This window comes from Georgenia daeguensis, from assembly GCF_039537705.1.
Taxonomy (GTDB): Bacteria; Actinomycetota; Actinomycetes; order Actinomycetales; family Actinomycetaceae; genus Georgenia; species Georgenia daeguensis.
This window is the reverse complement of record NZ_BAABBA010000003.1, coordinates 155,032-175,281: the sequence shown is the minus strand read 5'-3', so window position 1 is coordinate 175,281 and position 20,250 is coordinate 155,032. Positions and strand designations below refer to the sequence as shown.

Annotated in this window: 17 protein-coding genes; 4 read left to right on the top strand and 13 right to left on the bottom strand. The window is 74.9% G+C overall.

The window, feature by feature from the left end; translation table 11 throughout:
• Positions 1-3: 3 nt before the first annotated feature.
• Positions 4-2,268 carry a hypothetical protein gene (locus ABD774_RS04150; protein WP_345037987.1) on the bottom strand — a complete coding sequence of 755 codons (2,265 nt, stop codon included), beginning with the start codon at positions 2,266-2,268 and terminating at the stop codon, positions 4-6.
• A 14-nt stretch (positions 2,269-2,282) separates the two neighbouring features.
• Between ABD774_RS04150 and ABD774_RS04145 the strand changes: the two genes are divergently transcribed.
• Positions 2,283-4,490 carry a HelD family protein gene (locus tag ABD774_RS04145; RefSeq protein ID WP_345037985.1) on the top strand — a complete coding sequence of 736 codons (2,208 nt, stop codon included), beginning with the start codon at positions 2,283-2,285 and terminating at the stop codon, positions 4,488-4,490.
• 28 nt (positions 4,491-4,518) lie between these two features.
• Here the strand turns inward: ABD774_RS04145 and ABD774_RS04140 are convergent, their stop codons facing one another.
• Together ABD774_RS04140 and hisF are read right to left on the bottom strand one after the other, a co-directional pair.
• A complete protein-coding gene (locus ABD774_RS04140) occupies positions 4,519-4,980 on the bottom strand; it encodes a hypothetical protein (protein WP_345037983.1) in 462 nt (153 codons plus the stop codon).
• A gap of 190 nt (positions 4,981-5,170) precedes the next feature.
• Positions 5,171-5,941, bottom strand: a complete 771-nt coding sequence (gene hisF, locus ABD774_RS04135; RefSeq protein ID WP_345037981.1) for an imidazole glycerol phosphate synthase subunit HisF — start codon at positions 5,939-5,941, stop codon at positions 5,171-5,173.
• Between the two features lie 75 nt (positions 5,942-6,016).
• Here hisF and ABD774_RS04130 point away from each other — a divergent pair, with 75 nt between their 5' ends.
• Positions 6,017-6,694 carry a nucleoside/nucleotide kinase family protein gene (locus ABD774_RS04130; RefSeq protein ID WP_345037979.1) on the top strand — a complete coding sequence of 226 codons (678 nt, stop codon included), beginning with the start codon at positions 6,017-6,019 and terminating at the stop codon, positions 6,692-6,694.
• A 138-nt stretch (positions 6,695-6,832) separates the two neighbouring features.
• Here the strand turns inward: ABD774_RS04130 and ABD774_RS04125 are convergent, their stop codons facing one another.
• The 8 genes from ABD774_RS04125 to ABD774_RS04090 all read right to left on the bottom strand — a co-directional run bounded on the left by ABD774_RS04125 (position 6,833) and on the right by ABD774_RS04090 (position 16,527).
• The gene (locus ABD774_RS04125; RefSeq protein WP_345037976.1) at positions 6,833-7,816 is read right to left on the bottom strand and encodes an FKBP-type peptidyl-prolyl cis-trans isomerase; all 984 of its coding nucleotides are present in this window, start codon (positions 7,814-7,816) and stop codon (positions 6,833-6,835) included.
• 66 nt (positions 7,817-7,882) lie between these two features.
• A complete protein-coding gene (pafA, locus tag ABD774_RS04120) occupies positions 7,883-9,391 on the bottom strand; it encodes a Pup--protein ligase (protein ID WP_345037974.1) in 1,509 nt (502 codons plus the stop codon).
• On the bottom strand, positions 9,388-9,579 hold the full coding sequence (locus ABD774_RS04115; protein WP_345037972.1) for a ubiquitin-like protein Pup: 192 nt from the start codon (positions 9,577-9,579) through the stop codon (positions 9,388-9,390). Before ABD774_RS04115 ends, pafA begins: the two co-directional genes overlap by 4 nt.
• Before the next feature lie 93 nt (positions 9,580-9,672).
• Entirely contained in the window at positions 9,673-10,353 is a 681-nt protein-coding gene (locus ABD774_RS04110; RefSeq protein ID WP_345037970.1) for an SDR family NAD(P)-dependent oxidoreductase, read from the bottom strand.
• A gap of 72 nt (positions 10,354-10,425) precedes the next feature.
• Positions 10,426-12,063: a depupylase/deamidase Dop gene (dop, locus tag ABD774_RS04105; RefSeq protein WP_345037968.1), complete on the bottom strand. Its 1,638-nt coding sequence runs from the start codon at positions 12,061-12,063 to the stop codon at positions 10,426-10,428.
• A 16-nt stretch (positions 12,064-12,079) separates the two neighbouring features.
• The gene (gene arc / locus ABD774_RS04100) at positions 12,080-13,807 is read right to left on the bottom strand and encodes a proteasome ATPase (RefSeq protein ID WP_345037966.1); all 1,728 of its coding nucleotides are present in this window, start codon (positions 13,805-13,807) and stop codon (positions 12,080-12,082) included.
• A gap of 414 nt (positions 13,808-14,221) precedes the next feature.
• Positions 14,222-15,328 (bottom strand): tRNA (adenine-N1)-methyltransferase, encoded by a 1,107-nt coding sequence (locus ABD774_RS04095; protein WP_486327268.1) that lies wholly within the window; start codon positions 15,326-15,328, stop codon positions 14,222-14,224.
• A 56-nt stretch (positions 15,329-15,384) separates the two neighbouring features.
• Positions 15,385-16,527 carry a site-2 protease family protein gene (locus ABD774_RS04090; RefSeq protein ID WP_345037964.1) on the bottom strand — a complete coding sequence of 381 codons (1,143 nt, stop codon included), beginning with the start codon at positions 16,525-16,527 and terminating at the stop codon, positions 15,385-15,387.
• A gap of 102 nt (positions 16,528-16,629) precedes the next feature.
• On the opposite strand from ABD774_RS04090, the gene ABD774_RS04085 reads away from it, so the two are divergent.
• Complete coding sequence (locus tag ABD774_RS04085; protein ID WP_345037961.1) at positions 16,630-17,688, top strand: RecB family exonuclease; 1,059 nt, start codon at positions 16,630-16,632, stop codon at positions 17,686-17,688.
• Between the two features lie 9 nt (positions 17,689-17,697).
• Here the strand turns inward: ABD774_RS04085 and ABD774_RS04080 are convergent, their stop codons facing one another.
• The gene (locus ABD774_RS04080) at positions 17,698-18,438 is read right to left on the bottom strand and encodes a GAP family protein (protein ID WP_345037959.1); all 741 of its coding nucleotides are present in this window, start codon (positions 18,436-18,438) and stop codon (positions 17,698-17,700) included.
• Positions 18,439-18,570: 132 nt separating this feature from the next.
• Complete coding sequence (locus ABD774_RS04075; RefSeq protein ID WP_345038264.1) at positions 18,571-19,272, bottom strand: HAD family hydrolase; 702 nt, start codon at positions 19,270-19,272, stop codon at positions 18,571-18,573.
• Positions 19,273-19,310: 38 nt separating this feature from the next.
• Between ABD774_RS04075 and ABD774_RS04070 the strand changes: the two genes are divergently transcribed.
• Positions 19,311-20,249, top strand: coding sequence for a PAC2 family protein (locus tag ABD774_RS04070; RefSeq protein WP_345037957.1), 939 nt, complete (start codon positions 19,311-19,313; stop codon positions 20,247-20,249).
• Position 20,250: the final 1 nt, after the last annotated feature.

The window sequence follows — 20,250 nt, the reverse complement described above, 5'->3', positions numbered from 1 at the left end:
CCGTCAGCCGTAGAGGTGCGAGGCGACGACGACGAGGGCCCAGATCGCGAGCACGCTCCAGGGACGCCGCGGCGCCGGCTCGGCGGCGATCTCTCCCCCGGCGCTCGCCGCTCCCCCGGTGCTCGCCGCTCCCCCGGTGGCGTACCGGCGGGCGGAGAGCAGCACGGCACGAAGCTGGGTCGCGGTGCGCCAGCCGGCGTGCAGCGCACGGTGGCGGGGGTCGGCGGCGTCGACGTCGACCACGTCGAGGAGCTCGCCGTCGTCGTCGGACGCGTGGTCCCCGCCCTCGTCGCCGCCCGTCTCGGGGCCTCCGCCGGCCTCGAGCCGCTCGGGACGGGGTGCCAGCACCAGATGAAGCTCGCGGCCCTCCGCGACCGCCCCGTGCAGCGCCGCCCACGGGACGAGCAGCTGCGGGCCCAGCGGGCCGACCACCCGGACCCCCGCGCCGTCCCAGCTCAGGCGCGGACGGGCGGCGAACCGCCAGGTGAGCTCCAGCGCGACGAGGCCGGCGAGCGCGGCCACGGCGCGGGCCCCGAGCCCGGTCCAGCCGAGCACCAGGTCGAGCAACGGGTCTCCGACGGCGGTCAGGAGCAGAGCCAGGGCGACCCGCACGAGCTGGGCCCAGACCGGCACCCGGTGCTCGCCCTGCATCACCACGCCCGTCCGGTCGCGCGGGGCGAGATCGCTCGGGGAGAACCCGCGCAGCACCAGCTCGTCCACCTCGTCGTCCGCACCGGCCGGCAGCTGGGACTCGTCGCGCACGGCGCGCACGGGTCCGTCCACCGCGCCGTCGGACCAGCGGGTCGCCACCCAGTGGCCCGGCGCGGGCACCCCGACGACGGTCACGGGCTCGAGCGGCGGGAGCTCCTCGTCCGGCCAGAGCTCCTCGTCCTCCGTCGCGTCCTGCGCCGCATGGTCGCGCGCGGTGGGGCGGTCCTCGTCGGGTGGCCCGTCAGCGAGGAAAGGGCTGGATGGAGGCAGGTCCAGGAGGGGCACCGCACCTGTGCCGCTCGCCGCCGGGTAGAGGAGCGCGCCGTCGTCGAGGGACCGACGGGCGAGCGCCGTGGTCACCGGCTGCGGCTGAGCGTCGAACGCCGCGCGCTCGCGGCGCTGCCTGGCGGCCGCGGCGACCAGGGCGACGGCGAGAGCGCCGGCGGCGGCACCGGGCACGTCCAGCGCGGTCCCGTCGTACGGCTCGGCGAGCAGGCGCATGTCGTCCTCCGGGAGCACCCACACGGGCTGCCGCGAACCGACGGGGTACTGAGCCGCCTCCAGCGTGTCGATCTCGGTGGTGCCGGGACGGCCGGGGACCGAGACGGCGATGACGAACTCGTCCACGTGGGCGGCGACCGTGCCCACGACGACGGGTGCGGCCGCCTCCTCGGCGGCGGCGTCCCGGCCGAGCTCCACGCCGTACCAGACGAGGGCGGCCGCGCCGACGGCGAGCGCCGCGGCCGCGGCCAGCGGCCGGCGGGGCCAGCGGGCGCGGCCCGGCCGGACGCCGAGCGAGGCGGGGGCGAGCGTCGGAGCACCCGCCTCGATGAGCAGGCCCCGCGGCGCCCGGTGCAGCAGGCTGCGACGCCGCGCGGCCCAGACCAGGGCGGCGAGGTACACCACCAGGGTGCCGACCACCGCGGCCGACCCGGTCGGGTTGAGGCCGCTGGTGGCGAGCCCCACCGCCACGGCTACGACGCCGGCGCCCACGCCCACCGGCCCGGACACCCGGACCACGGGCACCGAGGCCAGCAGCAGCCCGAAGCCGGCCGCACCCACGTGGTCCGGTCCGCACGGCGAGGCGGGCGTGCAGGCGACGGTGTCGAAGGCGATGCCGACGGCGGCCATGAGGGCGAAGGCGACGAGGACCGGGCCGAGCGTCCGCTGCCACGGGTCGGCGGCCGCCCGCAGCACCCGCGCGCCGAGGGCGGGGGTCAGCGGCGGCGAAGTGATGCTCACGAGCGCCAGATGCTGCCAGCCGGCGGACGGGTAGCCTCGACGGCGCGCCGCCTCCGGTGCCGCGTCACCTCCGGTGGCCGCGTCACCTCCGGTGGCCCTCGTCGGACCGAACCCCACGAAAGGGGGCACATGACGGAGCTCGAGCGTGAGCAGCACAACCTCGACCGGCTGTACGCCCGGGTGGACGAGCTGCGCGCCGAGGTCGCCGCCGAGCTGGCCACCACCCTGCGCGAGCGCGGCGCCTCCGCCCGTGACCTCGTCGACCGCGAGGCGCGCGTGGACCGGCTCACCGAGCGCGCCGTCGCCCTGGACCACGCGGAGAACGGCCTGTGCTTCGGCCGGCTGGACCTGACGACGGGCAGGTGCGCTACGTCGGCCGGACCGGTCTGCGCGCGCCCGCGCCCGAGCGCACCCCGCTGCTGCTGGACTGGCGCGCCCCCGGCGCGCGGCCGTTCTACGTCGCCACGCCCGCGGACAGCCACGGCGTGCTCCGCCGCCGGCACCTGCGCACCGCCGGCCGCCGGGTGGAGGCGCTCGAGGACGAGCTGCTCGACCTCGACGCCGCGCGCGGCAGCGTCCGGCTGCAGGGCGAGGGCGCGCTCATGGCCGCCCTCGCGGAGCACCGCACCGGCCGGATGAAGGACATCGTCACCACCCTGCAGGTGGAGCAGGACGAGATCGTGCGCGCCGGCTCGGACGGCGTGCTGGTCGTCCAGGGCGGGCCCGGCACCGGGAAGACGGCCGTGGCGCTGCACCGCGCGGCCTACCTGCTCTACGCCCAGCCCTCGATCACCGCGCGGGGCGTGCTCGTGGTCGGCCCCACGCCGACCTTCCTGGACTACATCGAGCAGGTCCTGCCCTCCCTCGGGGAGACGCAGGTGGTGCTCACCACGCCCGAGGCGCTGGTCCCCGGGGTCGTCGCCGCCCGGCGCGAGGACCCGGCGGTGGAGCGACTCAAGGGCGACGTCGTGATGGCGGAGGTCCTCGCCCGGGCGGTCCGCGCCCGGCAGGGGTCCGGCCAGGACGTCGTCGTGACCTTCGAGGGCGATGAGCACCACCTGCCCACTCACCTCCTCGAGGCGGCGGCCGACCGGGCCCGCCGTTCCGGGCGTTCGCACAACGAGGCCCGGCGCCACTTCCGCGCCGAGGTGGTCACCGCGCTGGCGCTGGAGGTGATCGGGGCGGGGTACCGGCTGCTGCAGGACGTCGAGGAGGGGCTTGAGGACGAGCTCGCCGCCGTCGACGCGTCGCTGGCGCGGAACCCGGACGCCGTCCCCGGCCGCGTGAACGCCGCGGGCAGCGAGATCGACGGGCTCGCCGCCGCGCACGAGCTGCCGCTCGTGGAGCGCGACCTGCTCGCGGACCCGCGCGTGGCGGCCGTGCTGGAGGAGCTCTGGCCGGAGCTGAGCCCGGAGGCCCTGCTCCGGGACCTCTACACCGATCCCGCGCTGCTGGCCTCCGCCTCGGCGGGGCTGCTCACACGCGACGAGCGCGCGCTGCTGCGCCGCGACATGGGCCGGGGGTGGTGCGTCGCCGACGTCCCGCTGCTCGACGAGGCGGCCGAGCTGCTCGGCGTGGACGACTCGGCCGCCCGCGCGCGGGAGGCGGCCAGGCGGCGGGAGAACGCCCGCTTCGCACGCCAGGTGCTCCGCGCGAACGACCTGCTCGTCGAGGAGGGCGACGGCGACGCCGTGAGCGCCGGTGCGCTGCTCAGCGACGACGAGCTCGCCCGGCGCCACGCCGAGACGGACCGGCGCAGCTTCGCCGAGCGGGCGGCCGAGGACCGCACGTGGGTGTACGGGCACGTGATCGTCGACGAGGCGCAGGAGCTCTCCGCGATGACGTGGCGCGCGCTGTTCCGGCGCTGCCCGGCGGGGTCGATGACCGTGGTGGGCGACGTGCACCAGGCCTCCGGCCCGACCGCGGTGGAGCACTGGGAGGCGGCGCTCGCCCCGCACACCTCCGCGCGGGTCCGGCGGGCGGAGCTTACCGTCAGCTACCGCACCCCGCGCGAGATCATGGACGCGGCGGTCCCGGTGCTCCGCGCTCTGGACCCCGCCGCCCGGCCCCCGCTGTGCGCGCGGTCCACGGGCGCCGTCCCCGTCCGGGTGATCGCCCCGGCCGGCGGGCTGGACGACGCCGTCGCGGCCGTCGTCGAGGAGGCGCTCGGTCGAGGGGACCGGACCGGGGTGGTCGCCGCCACCGGCCGCGTCGCCGAGCTCGCGGCGACGCTGGGCACCCGGGCGGGGGCGGTGGACCTGCGCGCCGGCGTCGTCGTCCTCTCCCCCGCCGAGGCCAAGGGCCTCGAGTTCGACGCGGTGGTCGCGGCCGAGCCGGCCGAGATCCTCGCGGCGGAGCGCGGGCTCAACGACCTGTACGTGGCGCTGACCCGGCCCACGTCCGCGCTGACGGTGGTCCACACGGGCGAGCCGCCGGAGGTGCTGGCGCACCTGCCGGCCGCGCCCCCGTCGGCGCCCACGCCCACGCCCACGCGCACGCCCACGCCCACGCCCACGCCCACGTCGAGAATGCCCTAAGGGCTCATCGGCGCGTCCGGACGGGCACTTAGGACATTCTCGGCGCGGCGCCGGCGGCCGAGTGTGCCACCGCCCGAATCAGGGCGACCAGCGCCGCCACGATCCCGATGACGCTGCCCAAGATCCCGAGCCCCACGACCCAGCGCGCGACCAGCTCCCAGTCGAACGTCGCGTCGCCGAAGTCGAACGGGAAGACCTGCCACAGCCGCACCACGGCGACGAGGCCGACGACAGTGGTGACGAGATCGCCGAGCGCCCGGAACCAGAGCGGGTCGTGGACGACGTAGAGGGCGTTGGCCACGAGCCCCACCGCGATCGAGGCGTTCACCGCGCCGAGGACGAGGGCGGTGTCAGCCGTCAGGAACGGCAGCACCTGCCAGCCGGGCGCGACGTTGATCGCGTAGAGCATCGCCGCGTTGACCACCACCGCGATCGTGTAGCCGAACCGCCGCGCGCCGACGGCGGGGCGCTCGCGCACCTCGTGTGCCATGTGGACCTCCCTCGGGTCGTCCACCTGCTCCCCACGCTACGCAGGCCCGCCCGGCACCCGCGAGGGCCGAAGGTCACCTCGGCACAGCGCCAGGCCTTGACCACGTGAGGACCGCCTTCTGGGCCGAGGACAGCCGTCGAACCGTCCGTCGTCAGCGCAGATGGGGGTCCTCACGCGGACGGCCTCATCTTCAGCGGATCTCGAGGCCCGCGGCGCGCATCTCGTCCTTGACCTGGCCGACCGTCAGTGTGCCGAAGTGGAAGACCGACGCCGCCAGCACCGCGTCGGCCCCGTGCCGGGCGGCCTGGGTGAAGTGCTCGGCGGTGCCGGCGCCGCCGGAGGCGATCAGCGGGACGTTCACGCGCGAGCGGACGTCGTCGAGCATCTGCAGGTCGAAGCCGCCGGTGGTGCCGTCCGCGTCCATCGAGTTCAGGAGGATCTCGCCGGCGCCGAGCTCGGCGCCCCGCTCCGCCCACTCCACGGCGTCGATGCCGGTGCCGGTGCGGCCGCCGTGCGTGGTGACCTCGTAGCCGGAGGGGGTGACGGTGTCGCCCTGGCAGCGGCGGGCGTCCACGGAGAGCACGAGCACCTGACGGCCGAACCGCTCCGCGATCTCGCTGATGAGCTCGGGGCGGGCGATCGCGGCGGTGTTGACGCCCACCTTGTCAGCCCCGGCCTTGAGCAGGCGAGAGACGTCCTCCACGGAGCGCACGCCGCCGCCCACGGTCAGCGGCACGAAGACCTGCTCGGCGGTGCGCGAGACCACCTCCATCGTGGTGGCCCGGGCCTCGGCGGAGGCGGAGACGTCGAGGAAGGTGATCTCGTCCGCGCCCTCGGCGTCGTAGCGCCGCGCGAGCTCGACGGGGTCGCCGGCGTCGCGCAGCCCCTGAAAGTTCACGCCCTTGACCACGCGCCCGTCCGCCACGTCCAGGCAGGGGATGACGCGGACCGCGACAGTCATCAGTTCCTCCTCCGCGGCCACCTGACCCTCACGCGCCGCACGGTAGAGGCTATCCGGCCGGTAGCGTCGACCGTCATGACCGCCCACGAACCGCGACGAACGCCACGTCCCGACGGCGAGACCGTCGTCCCGCTGGTGCGTGCGGCGCTCGCGAGGCGCGCGAGCCGCGGCGGCGCCGCACCCGACTCCCACGGCGCGGGTGGTCCGGCCGTCGGGGCGCGGCGCGGCCCCGTCGTGGTCGCGATCGACGGCCGCTCGGGGTCGGGGAAGTCCGACCTGGCGGCCGACCTGGCCGGCCGGCTCGCCGCCGAGCCCGGGCTGGGCGCGCCGGGGGCCGTCGTCGTGCTCGCGCTGGAGGAGGCCTACCGCGGCTGGCACGGCCTCGCCGTGGGGCTCGGCGCCGTGGCCGCCGGCGTCCTGGAGCCGCTCTCGCGCGGCCAGGCGGGCTCGGTGCGGCGCTACGACTGGCACGCCGGGCGCGTGGACGGGGTGCTCACGGTGCCCGCGCCGGGTGCGCCGCTGCCGCGCGTGCTGGTCGTCGAGGGCTGCGGCGCCGGCTCGGCGATCTGCGCGCCGTTCGTCGACGTGCTGGTGTGGCTCGAGGCGCCGGAGGACGTGCGCAGGGCCCGGGCCATGGCGCGCGACGCCGGCACGTGGGGGAACCTGTGGGACGAGTGGGCCGCCCAGGAGCAGGCTCTCCTCGTCGCGCGCGACGCGCGCTCGACCGCGGACCTGGTCCTCCGCACCGGCTGAGTGCCTCCTGCGGCGCATCCGCTGAGCGGCGCGCGCCCGGCGGGCTCAACGGGCGGGGCCAGACGTCCAGGGCCAGAAGCCCGGGGCCAGCCGCCCGGGCGTCCCCCGGGGCCAGCCGCCCGGCGTCCCCCGGCGAGGTCAGCCGGCGGGGGTCCCCTCCGCCGTCGGCCCCTCCGTCACGGGCCCCTCCGTCGCCGGCGCGGTTCCCTCGGCCCCGCCGACCACGGACCCCTCGTCCCCGCCGGAGGCGGCGAGGATGTCGACGACGAGCACGAGCGTGTCCGTGCCGTGCGCCTGCCCGGGCGGGATCACGAGCAGCACCTGGGACCCGACGGGCTGGTCGACCAGGCCGTCGCGCAGCCCGTCGATGGTCTCGTCCAGCCGGACGGTCTGCGGCACCTTGCCGCCCTCCCAGGTGGAGTCGTACGGCTCGCCGGACTCCCACTCGACCCCGGTGTACTGCACCGTCACGTCCTGCCCCGGCCGGACCTGCTGGCCCTCGCCCCGGATCAGCGGGGCCACGACGAGCGCGGCCGGCGGCTCGGCGTCCGGCACGGCGATCGAGGGGGCGCCGTCGTCGCCGAGGGTGACCGCGGGCAGCCCGTCGCGCGGCGCGACGGCCTCCCCGCGGGCCTGCGTGTACAGCGCGTCGAGGACGAGGACGAGCATGCGCTCCTCGCCGTCCTCCTCGATCGGCTGCTGCACGAGGAGCCGGCTGCCCTCCCGGGCGCCGGAGAGCACCGGGAAGAGATCCTCGCCGACGTCCTCGGGGGTGAGCATCAGGGTCCGGGCGATGCCGACGTCGCGGCCCTCCACCAGGCCGCCGTCGTCGCCGTCGTAGGCGGTCAGGCTCAGCAGGATGGGTGCGCCCTCGACGAGCTCGCGCCCGTCCCCCTCGATCAGGGTCTCGACCGTCGCGTCCTCCAGCGGCAGCGGCGGGTCGAAGGTCACCACCGGCACGGACCCGAAGGCGCCGGAGACGGTCACCCCGGCGACCTCCTCCTCGTTCTTGACCGGGTCCTCGGTGCACGCGACGAGGAGCACCGACGTCAGCAGCAGCGCCACGAGCGCCGCGATCCGGCTCCGGGCTCCGCGCCGGCGGTTCGTCAGGTCAAACTTCACCCCAGCAGCCTACGTCGAGCCCGGCGGGCGCCCCGCGCTCCCCCGCCCGGGACGGCGGCGCGCCGCTCAGACGCGCAGCGCGGCCAGCAGGGCGTCGACGCGCTCGTCGACCGGGGAGAACGGGTCCTTCAGCACCACGGTGCGCTGGGCGGCGTCGTTGATCTTCAGGTGGACCCAGTCCACGGTGATGTCGCGGCGCCGTTCCTGCGCGGCGGCCACGAACTCCCCGCGCAGGCGCGCGCGTGTGCTGGCCGGCGGGTTCACCACGGCGTCGGCGATCTCCTCGTCCGTGGTGACGCGGGCCATGAGCCCGCGCCGGGCGAGGGTGGTGGCCAGGCCCCGCTGCGGCGAGATGTCGTGGTACGCCAGCGACAGCCGCGCCACACGCGGGTCGTCGAGGCCGAGGGTGTGCTTGGAGCGGTAGCGGTCCAGGAGCCGGCCCTTGATCGCCCAGTCGAGCTCGGTCTCGACCAGGGTCGGGTCCTGCTCGCGCAGGGCGCGCAGGCCCCGTTCCCACAGCTCCAGCACCCGCCGCTGGACGTCCGTGAGCTCCGCCGTCTGCCCGGTCGAGTCGAGGTAGGCGGTGACCCGGGCGAGGAACTCCTCTTGCATCTGCAGCGCGCTCATCCGCCGGCCGCTGGCCAGCTCGACGGGACTGGTCGCCGTCATGTCGTGGGAGATCTCACGGATGGCGCGCATCGGCTCGGCCAGCGCGAGGTCCCGCACGCGCACGCCGTCCTCGAGCATGCCGAGCAGCAGATCGGTCATCCCGACCTTGAGCATGGTCGTCGTCTCCGCCACCGAGGAGTCGCCGACGATCACGTGCATGCGGCGGTACAGGTCGGCGTCTGCGTGCGGCTCGTCGCGGGTGTTGATGATCGGCCGGGACCGGGTGGTCGCCGAGCTCATGGCGTCCCACATCTGGTCGGCACGCTGGGAGAACGCGTAGGACGCGCCCCCGCCTGCCCGCGCCCGGATGTGGCCGGCGCCCGTGAGGATCTGCCGGGTGATGAAGAACGGGATCAGCGCCTCACCCATGGCCTGGAAGTCGCGGCGACGGCGCACGAGGTAGTTCTCGTGGCAGCCGAAGGAGTTGCCGGCCGAGTCGACGTTGTTCTTGAACAGGTGGATGGTTCCCGGCACCCCCTCCTCGGCGAGGAGTGCGTTGGCGTCCTCCGTCATCTCATCAAGGATCGCCTCGCCGGCACGGTCGTTGGCCACGAGCTGGCGGACGTCGTCGCACTCGGCGGTGGCGTACTCCGGGTGGGACCCGACGTCGAGGTAGAGCCGGGCGCCGTTGCGGAGGAAGACGTTGGAGGAGCGGCCCCACTGGACCACCTTGCGGAACAGGTAGCGCGCGGCGTCGTCGGCGGTGACGACGGCGGGTGGTCCGCCCGCGGGCCCCGCGCCACCGTCCCGGGCGCCCTCGGCACCCTCACGTGCCCCTGCGGCGCCGTCCGACGACGGAGGAGCGTCGGAGATTCCGGCGCCGCTCACGCCTGCGCCCCGCCCGGCGGGCGGGGCGCAGGTGATGCCGTACTCGGTCTCGACGCCGAAGATCCGCCTGGCCGTCACTGCCCGCCCTTCTGCACGAAACCCTGCACGAAGGTCTCGGCGTTGGCCTCCAGGACGGAGTCGATCTCGTCGAGGAGGTCGTCGACCTCCTGGGTGCGGACCTGCCCGGCGGCGGCCACGGGCGGGCCGAGGGGCTCGGCGCCCGGGTCGTCGCGACGGGTGGTACGGCGCTGCTCCTGCTCTGCCATGTCGTGCTCCCCTCCTTGGTGTGATCCGATCCTAGAGCGTCTGCCCCGACTCGTCGGGAAGTCATCGGTCGCCGGCCCCCGAAGTTCTGACCGTCACATCGAGGTGACTCCGCGCACGCGGTGGCCGACGGCGATCGACTCCCCGGAGACGGCCCCGGCGATCGGGGAGACGAGGAACGCGATCAGAGCCGCGACGTCGGCGGGGCTCACCTCCCCCGCCCCGGCGCTCTGCACCTCGGGGCTCGGGTCCTCGCGGACCGTGCCGGGGCTGACGGTGTTGACCGTGACACCGGTCCCGGCGACGGAGTCGGCGAGGTTCTTCGCCGCGATGATCAGCGCCGCGTTGCGCACCGCACCCGTGACGTTTCCCGTGAGGAAGGCGTTCTGCCCGGAGACCCCGACGATCCGGCCGTAGCCGGACGCGGTCATGACCGTCAGCGCGGCGTTCGCGACCCTGAGGAAGGTCAGCGCCTTGGCGTCCACGGCCTCGAGCACCTGCGCGGGCTCCGAGCTGCGCGCGGGGTCGAGGGTCTGCGCGCTCGGCGCCGCCGTGACGACGACGCCGTCCAGGCGGCCGTGCTCGTCGAGCAGCGCCGAGATCCCCGTGGAGACGGACGCGTCGTCTCGCGCGTCCAGGACGGCACCGCCGGTCCCGCCGCGCGAGGCCGCCACCGCCACGGCCCCCTCCGCACGGAGGCGCTCCACGACCGCGGCGCCGATCAACCCGGTCCCTCCGACGACGAGCACCACACGTCCCGCCAGCTGCAGATCCATGCCGCCACGGTAGCCCGCACCGGCTCGGTCAGATCGCTGGTGACGACGCGAGAGACGGTCGTCGCCGGCGAGCTAGGAGGCCGGCGGCGCCGTCAGGTTCTCCAGCAGCTCGGCGGCCGTGGCCGACCGATCCAGGAGCGCCCCGACGTGCGCGCGGGTGCCGCGCAGCGGGTCGTTCATCGGCACCCGCACGAGGTGCTCGTTCTCCGGCACGTCCAGGACCACAGACTCCCAGCTCGCACCGGCCACCTGACCGGGGTAGCGGGAGACCACCTGGCCCCGGAACCAGGCCCGGGTGTCCGCCGGCGGGGTGTGCTCGGCGGCCGCGACGTCGGCATCCGGCACGAGGCGCTCGACCCGGCCGGCCGCGGCGAGGCGCCCGACGATCGAGCGCTCCGGGCGCAGGTCGGACCACTGCAGGTCGAACGCCTGGAGCTTCGGGTGGTCCCACGGCAGGGACTCGCGGCGGCGCATGCGCTCGAGCAGCTGTTTCTTGGCCACCCACTCGACCTCGGCGGCCGCGCTCGCCGGGTCGGTGGCGAGGCGGTCCAGCACGCCGCCCCAGCGCTCGAGCACGTCCGCCGTCGCCGGGTCCACCCCGGTGGCGGGCGCGGCCTGGCGGACCGCGTCGGCGACGACGGTGAGGTACTGGCGCTGGATCTCCAGCGCCGTCATCTCCCGCCCGTCGGAGAGGGTCAGCCGGTGGGTCAGCGTCGTGTCGTGGCTGACCTCCCACGTCTCCCCCACCGGGTTGGCGATCATCAGCGCGTCGAGGGACATCGGCACCGCGCCCGCCTCGAGCAGCCAGAGCACCAGCGAGGTGGTGCCCATCTTCAGGTAGGTGGAGACGTCGAAGAGGTTCGCGTCCCCGCCGATGACGTGCAGGCGCCGGAACCGGTCGGCGTCGGCGTGCGGCTCGTCGCGGGTGTTGATGATCGGCCGGTTGAAGGTGGTCTCCAGGCCGACGTCGTTCTCCACGTAGTCCGCGCGCTGGGACATCTGGAAGCCCGGGATCTGGCTGCGCTGCCCGATGCCCACGCGGCCCGCGCCGCAGAAGACCGGCCGGGTGACGAAGAACGGCGTGAGGTAGCGGATGATGTCGCCGAAGTTCACGGACCGCTCGACGAGGTAGTTCTCGTGGGTGCCGTACGCGGCCCCCTTGCCGTCGACGTTGTTCTTGTACAGCACGACGTCGGGGAGCGTGGGCACCTCGCGCAGCGCGTCCATGGCGCCGCGCATGACGAGCTCGCCGGCCCGGTCCCACCGCACCGCGTCGAGCGGGTTGGTGACCTCGGGGCTGGAGTACTCGGGGTGGGCGTGGTCGACGTAGAGCCGCGCGCCGTTGGAGAGGACGGCGTTGTGGGCGGTCGGCAGCGCCGCCTCCGCCTCGCTCGGGCGGCGCACGTGGGTGGTCCGGACACCGGGCGCGGGGGGTGCGCCGTCGTCGGCGGAGGGGGCCGGGGCGTCCGGGTCGTCGGTGAGCTGCGACGGGTGGGCGGCCGCGCGGTCGAGGCGGAACCCGCGGGCGTCGGCCAGCGGGTCCTCACCGGCGTAGTCCCACCGCACGTGGCCGCCGCGGCCGGCGCTGCCGGGGTGCGAGGCGTACGCGGCGACCACGTGAGTGGACAGCACCATCGGGTTCGCATCCGGGTTGCCGGGTTCGATGAGGCCGTACTCGGTCTCGATGCCCATCGGGCGGTGCACGCTCACGAAACTCCCTCGCGCTCTACAGGTACCCGGGGACCGGGGTGATCGTCTCGATGCCGTCCTCCGACATCTCCCCGCCGAGCGCGACGACGCCGGTGCGGTGCCCGGCGGGCGACGGCGCGGCCGAGCCTCCGGCGTCGCGGCCGAGCGTGCGCAGGTAGGTGATGCGCTCGCCCTTCTTCCCGCTCACGCGGGCCCAGTCGTCGGGGTTGGTGGTGTTGGGCAGGTCCTCGTTCTCGCGCATCTCCGCGGCGAGAGCGGCGAGCAGGTGCTCGGTGCGCAGGCCCCGCCCGCCCGAGGCGAGCAGGTCCTTGATCGCTCGCTTCTTCGCGCGGTCGACGATGTTGGCGATCATCGCGCCGGAGGCGAAGTCCTTGAAGTGCAGGACCTCCTTGTCCCCGCTGGCGTAGGTGACCTCGAGGAACTCCGTCTGGGCGGTCGTGGCGTACAGGGCCTCGACCACCGTGTCGATCATCGCCTCCACGGTCGCGGCCGGGTCGCCGTCGTGCCGGGCCAGCTCGTCCTCGTGCAGCGGCAGGTTCGTGGTGAGGTACTTGGCGAAGATCTCCCGCGCCCCCTCGGCGTCGGGCCGCTCGATCTTGATCTTCACGTCCAGGCGGCCCGGTCGCAGGATGGCGGGGTCGATCATGTCCTCGCGGTTGGAGGCGCCGATGACGATGACGTTCTCGAGCTTCTCCACGCCGTCGATCTCGCTGAGCAGCTGCGGGACCACCGTGGTCTCGACGTCGGAGCTCACGCCCGTCCCGCGGGTGCGGAACAGGGACTCCATCTCGTCGAAGAAGATCACCACAGGGATGCCGCGGGAGGCCTTCTCGCGGGCACGGGCGAAGATCACCCGGATCTGCCGCTCGGTCTCGCCCACGTACTTGTTGAGCAGCTCCGGCCCCTTGATGTTGAGGAAGTAGCTGCGCGGGGCGTCCGCCCGCCCGGCCGCCGCGTCGCCGTCGCGCTCGGTGCGGCGGGCCTCCGCCGTCGTCGCCAGGGAGGTGGCCACCGCCTTGGCGATGAGCGTCTTGCCGCACCCGGGCGGGCCGTAGAGCAGCACCCCCTTCGGCGGCTTGAGGCCGTGCTCGCGGTAGAGGTCGGGGTGGAGGAAGGGCAGCTCGACGGTGTCGCGGATCTGCTCGATCTGCGGGCCGAGGCCGCCGATGTCGGAGTAGTCGGTGTCCGGGACCTCCTCCAGGAGGAGCTCCTCGACCTCGGAGCGCACCACGCGCTCGGAGACGAAGCCGGTGCGGAAGTCCGCGGTCAGGGCGTCGCCGATGCGCACGCCCGACGTCAGCAGCGGGCCGGCCAGGCGCATGACGCGCTCGTCGTCGGCGCGCGCCAGGACCAGGACGCGGTCGCCGTCGAGGATCTCCTTGACGGTGACGATCTCCCCGGTGGACTCGTACGAGCCGGCGCCGATGACGAGGAGCTGCTCGTTCAGGCGCACCTCCTGGCCCGGGTGCAGGGCGCCGAGCGGGACGGCGGCGGAGACGGCCAGGCGCATCTTGCGGCCGCCGACGAAGACGTCGGCCTCGCGCTCGTCCAGGTGCGCGCCGAGGAACGTGCCGTAGGAGCCCGGCGGCTTGGAGATCGAGTCGAGCTGCTCCTGCAGCTGGACGAGGCGTTGGCGCGCGGTGTCGAGCGCCTGGGCGAGCCGCTCGTTCTTGCTCGCGAGCGAGATGGCCTGCTGCTCGAGCTCGCGCGCACGACCCTCGCTGAAGCGGTCGGCCTCTGCCATGACGGTCCCTCCGTTGATCGACGCCGACCAGCCTATGCGCTGGCGCCGACACGGCGATCGCGGCGCCCGGGTGACGGCGCTCTCAGGGACGGCGTCCGGCGTCCGGCCCCCGCGCCGGCGCGCAGGGCCCCCGCACCGCGCCACCCCGCCCCGGCACCGCGCCACCCGGCCCCCGCACCGCCGCACCCCGCCCGCGCACCGTTCCCGCCGGCCCCTCCGGGCGCCCGCTCGCCCGTGGCGTCACTCCGTCAGGGACACCCGTACGAGACGACGCCACAGGAGACCGCGAGGCGCGGCCGAGGCGCGGACAGGCGGCCCGACAACCGTGCGGCGTCACTCCGTCAGGGATACCCGTACGAAGTGACGCCGCAAAGGTGCGGACGGCCCGGGCCACCGCCGTCGGGCCGTGGCAGGTCAGTCCTCGGGGTGGCTGAGCAGCTCGCTCGCGTCCTGGCTCACGGCCCGCTCCTCGTCGGGCCGCGGCCCGGGCCGGGACGCCATCCCGGTCTGCTCGATCTCCGCGCGGCGGTGGATGTCCCGGCGCACGCGGCGGATCTTCTTCTCCGAGATCGCCCGCTCCCCCACGTCCTCCGGCGTCCAGTCGCTCTCGGTGGGGTAGGCGCCCTTCGCGGGGCGGCGCGTACGCTGCTGCGGGGTGTTTCCCGGCGCGAGCCGCCGGGTGGTGACGAGGAACCCGGTGTGCCCGATCATCCGGTGGTCCGGCCGAACCGACAGCCCCTCGAGGTGCCAGGTGCGCACCATGGTCTCCCACGCCTGCGGCTCGGTGAACGCCTCGGTGGCGCGGACGTCCTCGGCGAACCGGCTCAGCTGCGTGGTGGTGGCGACGTACGCGGTGAGGACCCCGCCCGGCGCCAGGGCGTCCGCGGCGACGCCGAGGTTCTCCCAGGGCGCCAGCATGTCCAGCACCATGCGGTCCACCGAGCCGGGCTCGACGGCGTCGGGCAGGACGTCGGCGAGGTCGCCGGTGCGCACCTCCCAGGCGGGGTGCGGGCCGCCGAACCACGACTCGACGTTGCCGATGGCGATGTCGGCGAAGTCCTCGCGCCGCTCGACCGAGATCAGGTGGCCCCGCTCGCCGACCGCGGAGAGCAGGCTCATCGACAGCGCCCCGGAGCCGACGCCGGCCTCGACCACGGTGGCGCCGGGGAAGATGTCGCCCATCTGGACGATCTGGGCGGCGTCCTTGGGGTAGACGACGGCGGCGCCGCGCGGCATGGACAGCACGAAGTCGCTGAGCAGCGGCCGCAGCGCGAGCAGCTGGTGCCCGGTGGCGGTGGTCAGGACCGTGCCCTCGGGCTTGCCGATGAGCTCGGTGTGGCGGAAAGAGCCGCGCTGGGACTGGAAGTACCCGTCGACGGTGAGCAGGATCGTGTGGAGGCGGCCCTTGGTGTCGGTCAGCTGGACGCGTTCGCCGGCGCGCAGCGGGCCCCGGCGCCGCGCTGGGCCGCCGGGCAGGTCCGCGGCCTCGGCGCCGTGCGTGGAGGGTGGCTCGGCCGCGATGGCGTCCGGGACGGTGGTCGGCTGGGTGTCGGGCTCGCTGGTCACGACGGGCGAGTCTACGGTCGGGGCGCGCGCACGGCCCGCGCCACCGCGGCGACCTCGACCACACCGAGGACCGTGGCGCCGTCGTGCAGGACGACGACGGGCCCGTGGTGCTGCGCCGCGCTCACCGCGGCGAGGGCGGGGGCGCCCGTCGTGGCGGTGATCACCTGCTGGGGCGCGAGGGTGCGGGCGACGGCGCCCACCCGCGTCGTGGCCCGGGCCTCGTAGGGCACCTGGAGCACGGCGTCGGGGTCCAGGAGGGCGACCGGCCGGCCGGCCCGGACCAGGACGACGGCGGCCGAGCGCCCGCCGAGGCCTGCGTCGAGCTGGGCGACGGTGGCGGTGTCCTCGAGGACGAGGGTCGGCACGGCGAGCTCGCGCAGGTCGAGGCTGGCGGCGGCGCGGCGGACCTCGACGCTGCGCAGCGCCTGGCCCGTCCCGGACCACAGGAACATGCCGAGCAGCAGGATCCAGATGCCGGTGCCGAGGTCCGGCTGCCGTCCCTCGAGGAGCGGCCGGCCGAGGTACCAGAACAGCACGGCGACGACGACGACGCGCCCCGCCCACGCGGCCACGACGGTCCCGCGCGAACGGTCGCCCGTCACGGCCCAGACGAGGGCCTCGAGGATCTGCCCGCCGTCGAGCGGGAGGCCGGGCAGGAGGTTGAACCCGGCGACGAGCGCGTTGGAGACCATCGCGCCCCACAGGATCACCGCGCCCGGCCCGCTGGGCTCGAGCGCCACCTGCGCGCCCCACGCGGCGAGGGCGAGCGCGGCGTTGGCGAGCGGCCCGGCGGCGGAGACGACGGCGGAGGAGCCCGGTCCGGGCAGCTCGGTCTCGAAGGAGGTGTGCCCGCCCCAGAAGGTCAGCACGTACTCGCGCGGGCGGGCGCCGAGGCGTTGCCCCGTCAGGCCGTGGGCGAGCTCGTGGACCAGCACCGAGACGAACAGCATGACCACGAACGCCAGGGTCGTCAGCACCACGGTGCCCGTGCCCAGCGTCGGGACGAGCCGGCGCACGAGCGGGAAGTACAGCGTCACCAGGATCGCGGCGACGAGCACCCAGGAGGGCGCCAGCACCACGGGGATGCCGCTCACCCGGCCGATCACCCAGCCCGAGCGCGTGCGTCTGCCGACGGGCGTGCTGGAAGGGGTCATCTCCCCAGCCTATGCGGGACGCAGTCCTCGGCCGCGCCACGCCGTCCACAGCCGGCGGTGCCTTCACCGGCGGTGTCGGTGCCCGGGGTTAACGTGGCCGGCATGACGCAGACGACGACGCAGCACCAGGCCGCGCCGGTGCCCGGACTGACGGACCGGGACGCCGGGACGACGTTGGAGCCGGCCCTCCGGGAGGCCACCGCCGTCGTCCCCGACCGGGTCTCCCCCGCCGGTGCCGTTCTCCCCGGGGCCTCCCCGGACGTCCTGACGCCCGACGCCCCCAGCCCGGACGCCCCCACCCCCGACGCCGCGACGCCGGAGGAGGCGGCCACGCCGGCCCGTCGTCGTGCGGCGATCTCACCCTCGCGGGCGAAGGACTTCCGCCAGTGCCCGCTGCTCTTCCGCTACCGCGCGGTCGACCGGCTGCCCGAGCCGCCCAGCCAGGCCGCGGTCAAGGGCTCGCTGGTCCACGCCGTCCTCGAGCACCTCTTCGACCTGCCGGCGGCGGGGCGCACCGAGCAGGCGGCCCAGGAGCTCCTGGACCCGCAGTGGCAGGAGCTTCAGGCGTCGCGGCCCGACGTGCTGGGCATGTTCGCCGGCCCGGAGGATCTCGGCGCCTGGCTGGCGGAGGCGCGCAGCCTGCTGACCCAGTACTTCCGGATGGAGAACCCGACCCGGCTCGAGCCGGCCGAGCGCGAGATGCTCGTGGAGACGGAGCTCGCCTCGGGGATCCTGCTGCGCGGGTACGTGGACCGGGTGGACGTCGCGCCGAACGGCATGGTCCGGGTGGTCGACTACAAGACGGGCCGCTCGCCGAACCCGCGGTTCCAGGACGAGGCGCTGTTCCAGATGCGCTTCTACGCCCTCATGCTGTGGAAGCTGCACGGCCGGGTGCCCGCGCGGCTCCAGCTCGTCTACCTCGGCGACGGCCGCACCCTGACGCACGACCCGGTCGAGGAGGAGCTCGTCGCGCTGGAGCGGGACCTCGAGGGCCTGTGGGAGTCGATCGCGGGCGCCGCCCGCGCCCGGGACTTCACCTACCGGACGTCCAAGCTGTGCTCGTGGTGCTCGTTCCAGTCGCTGTGCCCGGCCTTCGGCGGCGAGGTGCCGCCGCTGCCCCCGGAGGGCGTGGAGCACCTGCTCACCGTCCAGGGCGCGTGACGGCTGGCCTCAGCCGATCCCCAGGGCCTGCACGGCCCCGCCGGTGAGGTAGAGACCGAGGAGGAACAGCACCCAGGCCAGCGCCTCGCGCGAGTTCCTGGACAGCCAGGCCTCCAGCCTGGCCAGGGCGGGCGAGACCCGCTCGTGCAGCACGACGCGGAGGACCAGCAGCACCAGCGCCGGCGCGATCATGACGAGGCAGTAGCCCGCCAGGACGACCGCCCCCTCGCCCACGGACGCCCCGGACGTGGACAGCAGACCGATCGCCCCGAGGTACGGCAGCATCGAGCCGAGCTCCACCGTGGTGGCGGTCAGGGCGAGACCGACGAGACCGCGGACCGAGCCTTCCCCCGATCCCGCACGCGCGCGCCATCGCTCGACCCGGCCCGGCCCCTGCTCCGCCCGCCGCGCCGCCCGCCGGGCCGCCCTCCTGGCCTTGCCGGCCTTCGTCAGCGGCTCCACGGTCAGCCCGAGCACGAGCAGCACCACGCCGACCACGAGCTGCACCACCCGGGCGCCGGGGCTGTCGAGGCCCTCGCCGAGCTGGTCGAGGAAGGCGAGCGCGCCGCCCAGAAGGGCGACGCCCACGACGAGGTAGAAGGCGGCCACGGTGGCCAGGAAGCCCAAGATCCGGCCCGGCCTGAGCCTCCCGGGCGTCAGCATGAGCCACAGCGGGATCAGGAGGGTGCCGAAGCTGGTGCTGTCGATCAGCGCCAGGACCACCAGCGGCGCGAGCAGCTCGCCGCTCATCGACGCCCTCCCGGACGACGGATGCCATCAGTCATGCGCAGGAGTTTCACCCATTCGCGCGGCCGAAACATCCACCTTTGGTACCGGTTCGAGGCCGTCAGGACCCTCGACCGGTGAAGCGCGATGCCTTCGTCAGCGCCTCGCGCGTGCCGCCGTCGCCAGCTCGTCCACGACCTCGCCGTCGAGGATCCGCGCCAGCAGGTCCAGGTCCGCGCCCTCGAGCGAGCGCAGCCGGCTCAGCCTGTCCTGCGCGGCCACCTCGACCATGAGCGGCACCGCGATGGTCCGGGCCCCCGACGCCAGCGCCGCGGTGACGCCCACGGTGGAGTCCTCGATAGCGACGCAGCGGGTGACGTCCACGCCGAGCCGCTCGGCGGCCGTCAGGTACGCCTCGGGATGCGGCTTGCCGCGGCTCACCTGGTCACCCGTCACGACCGCCTGGAACGTGCCGGCCGGGGCGGCCTCGACGACCGCGCCGGCGAAGCTCTCGTAGGACATCGTCACCAGGGCGCACGGCACGCCCGCCGCGCGGAGCTCGCCCAGCAGCTCGAGCGCCCCGGGTCGCCACGGCGCCCCGTTCTCCCGCACCCGGGCCACCACCCCGGCGAGGATCTCCTCGACGAGGTCCTCCGGCGCGCCGCCGATGCCGGTCTGCTCCTGGATGATCCGGGCGGAGGTGATCAGGTCGTTGCCGACCAGCTGCAACCCCTGCTCCTGCGTCCACGTGCCGCCGTGCCGGGACACGACCGCGGTCTCCGCCGCCATCCAGTAGGGCTCGGTGTCGACCAACGTGCCGTCCATGTCCCACAACACGGCGTCCGGTAGCTGCCTCATGCTCACCCGAGCACCATAACGACGCCTAGGGTTGCTGCATGACCAGCACGGATCCGAGCAAGCAGGGGCCCGCCGGCGAGAACCGGCCGGACGAGGCTCCCGAGGGGAAGGCCGCGGGCAAGGAGCTCCCGCCCGCCATCCTGCTCGCCTCGTTCGAGGGCTGGAACGATGCCGGCGGTGCCGCGACGCAGGCGCTGGACATCGTCGCCGAGGCGTGGGACGCGCAGGTGGTCCACGAGCTCGACGCGCAGGACTACCACGACTTCCAGGTCAACCGCCCGCACGTGGGGATGGGGCCGGACGGCACGCGTGAGCTGACCTGGCCCTCGACCACCGTGTCGGTGGCGCGGGCGCCGATCTCGGGACGCCGGGTGGTGCTGGTCCAGGGCGTCGAGCCCTCGTTCCACTGGCGCGACTACTGCGAGGAGATCCTCGAGGTCGCCCGCGGGCTCGGCGTGGGCACGGTCGTCGGCGTCGGCGCCCTGCTCGCCGACGTGCCGCACTCCCGGCCCATCCCGGTGCAGACCAGCTCCAACGACCCCCAGGTCCAGGCGCTGCTGGGCGTCGAGGGTTCGGAGTACGAGGGCCCCTCCGGCATCGTCGGCGTGCTCACCCACTTCGCCGCCGAGCAGAACCTGCACACCCTCAGCGTGTGGGCGGCGGTGCCGCACTACGTCGCCCAGCCGCCCTCACCGAAGGCGACCCTGGCCATCCTGCTGCGCCTGGAGGAGCTCGTCGGCGAGCCGCTGCCGGTGGGCGACCTGCCTGAGGACGCCCGGGCGTGGCAGGCGGGGGTCGACGAGCTCGCCGGCCAGGACCCCGACGTCGCGGAGTACATCCAGCAGCTCGAGGAGGTCAAGGACACCGCCGACCTGCCCGAGGCCTCCGGCGAGGCGATCGCGCGGGAGTTCGAGCGGTACCTGCGCCGTCGGGACAGCCGGGGCGACAAGGGCGGGCCGGGCCCCACCGGGCTCTGAG

Excerpts from the sequence above, each read along its gene's own strand:
- ABD774_RS04140 (WP_345037983.1), bottom strand. The coding sequence starts at position 4,980 with ATGGCACACGAGGTGCGCGAGCGCCCCGCCGTCGGCGCGCGGCGGTTC.
- hisF (WP_345037981.1), bottom strand. The coding sequence starts at position 5,941 with ATGACTGTCGCGGTCCGCGTCATCCCCTGCCTGGACGTGGCGGACGGG.
- ABD774_RS04130 (WP_345037979.1), top strand. The coding sequence starts at position 6,017 with ATGACCGCCCACGAACCGCGACGAACGCCACGTCCCGACGGCGAGACC.
- ABD774_RS04115 (WP_345037972.1), bottom strand. The coding sequence starts at position 9,579 with ATGGCAGAGCAGGAGCAGCGCCGTACCACCCGTCGCGACGACCCGGGC.
- ABD774_RS04110 (WP_345037970.1), bottom strand. The coding sequence starts at position 10,353 with ATGGATCTGCAGCTGGCGGGACGTGTGGTGCTCGTCGTCGGAGGGACC.
- arc (WP_345037966.1), bottom strand. The coding sequence starts at position 13,807 with ATGGCAGAGGCCGACCGCTTCAGCGAGGGTCGTGCGCGCGAGCTCGAG.
- ABD774_RS04090 (WP_345037964.1), bottom strand. The coding sequence starts at position 16,527 with ATGACCCCTTCCAGCACGCCCGTCGGCAGACGCACGCGCTCGGGCTGG.
- ABD774_RS04085 (WP_345037961.1), top strand. The coding sequence starts at position 16,630 with ATGACGCAGACGACGACGCAGCACCAGGCCGCGCCGGTGCCCGGACTG.
- ABD774_RS04080 (WP_345037959.1), bottom strand. The coding sequence starts at position 18,438 with ATGAGCGGCGAGCTGCTCGCGCCGCTGGTGGTCCTGGCGCTGATCGAC.
- ABD774_RS04075 (WP_345038264.1), bottom strand. The coding sequence starts at position 19,272 with ATGAGGCAGCTACCGGACGCCGTGTTGTGGGACATGGACGGCACGTTG.
- ABD774_RS04070 (WP_345037957.1), top strand. The coding sequence starts at position 19,311 with ATGACCAGCACGGATCCGAGCAAGCAGGGGCCCGCCGGCGAGAACCGG.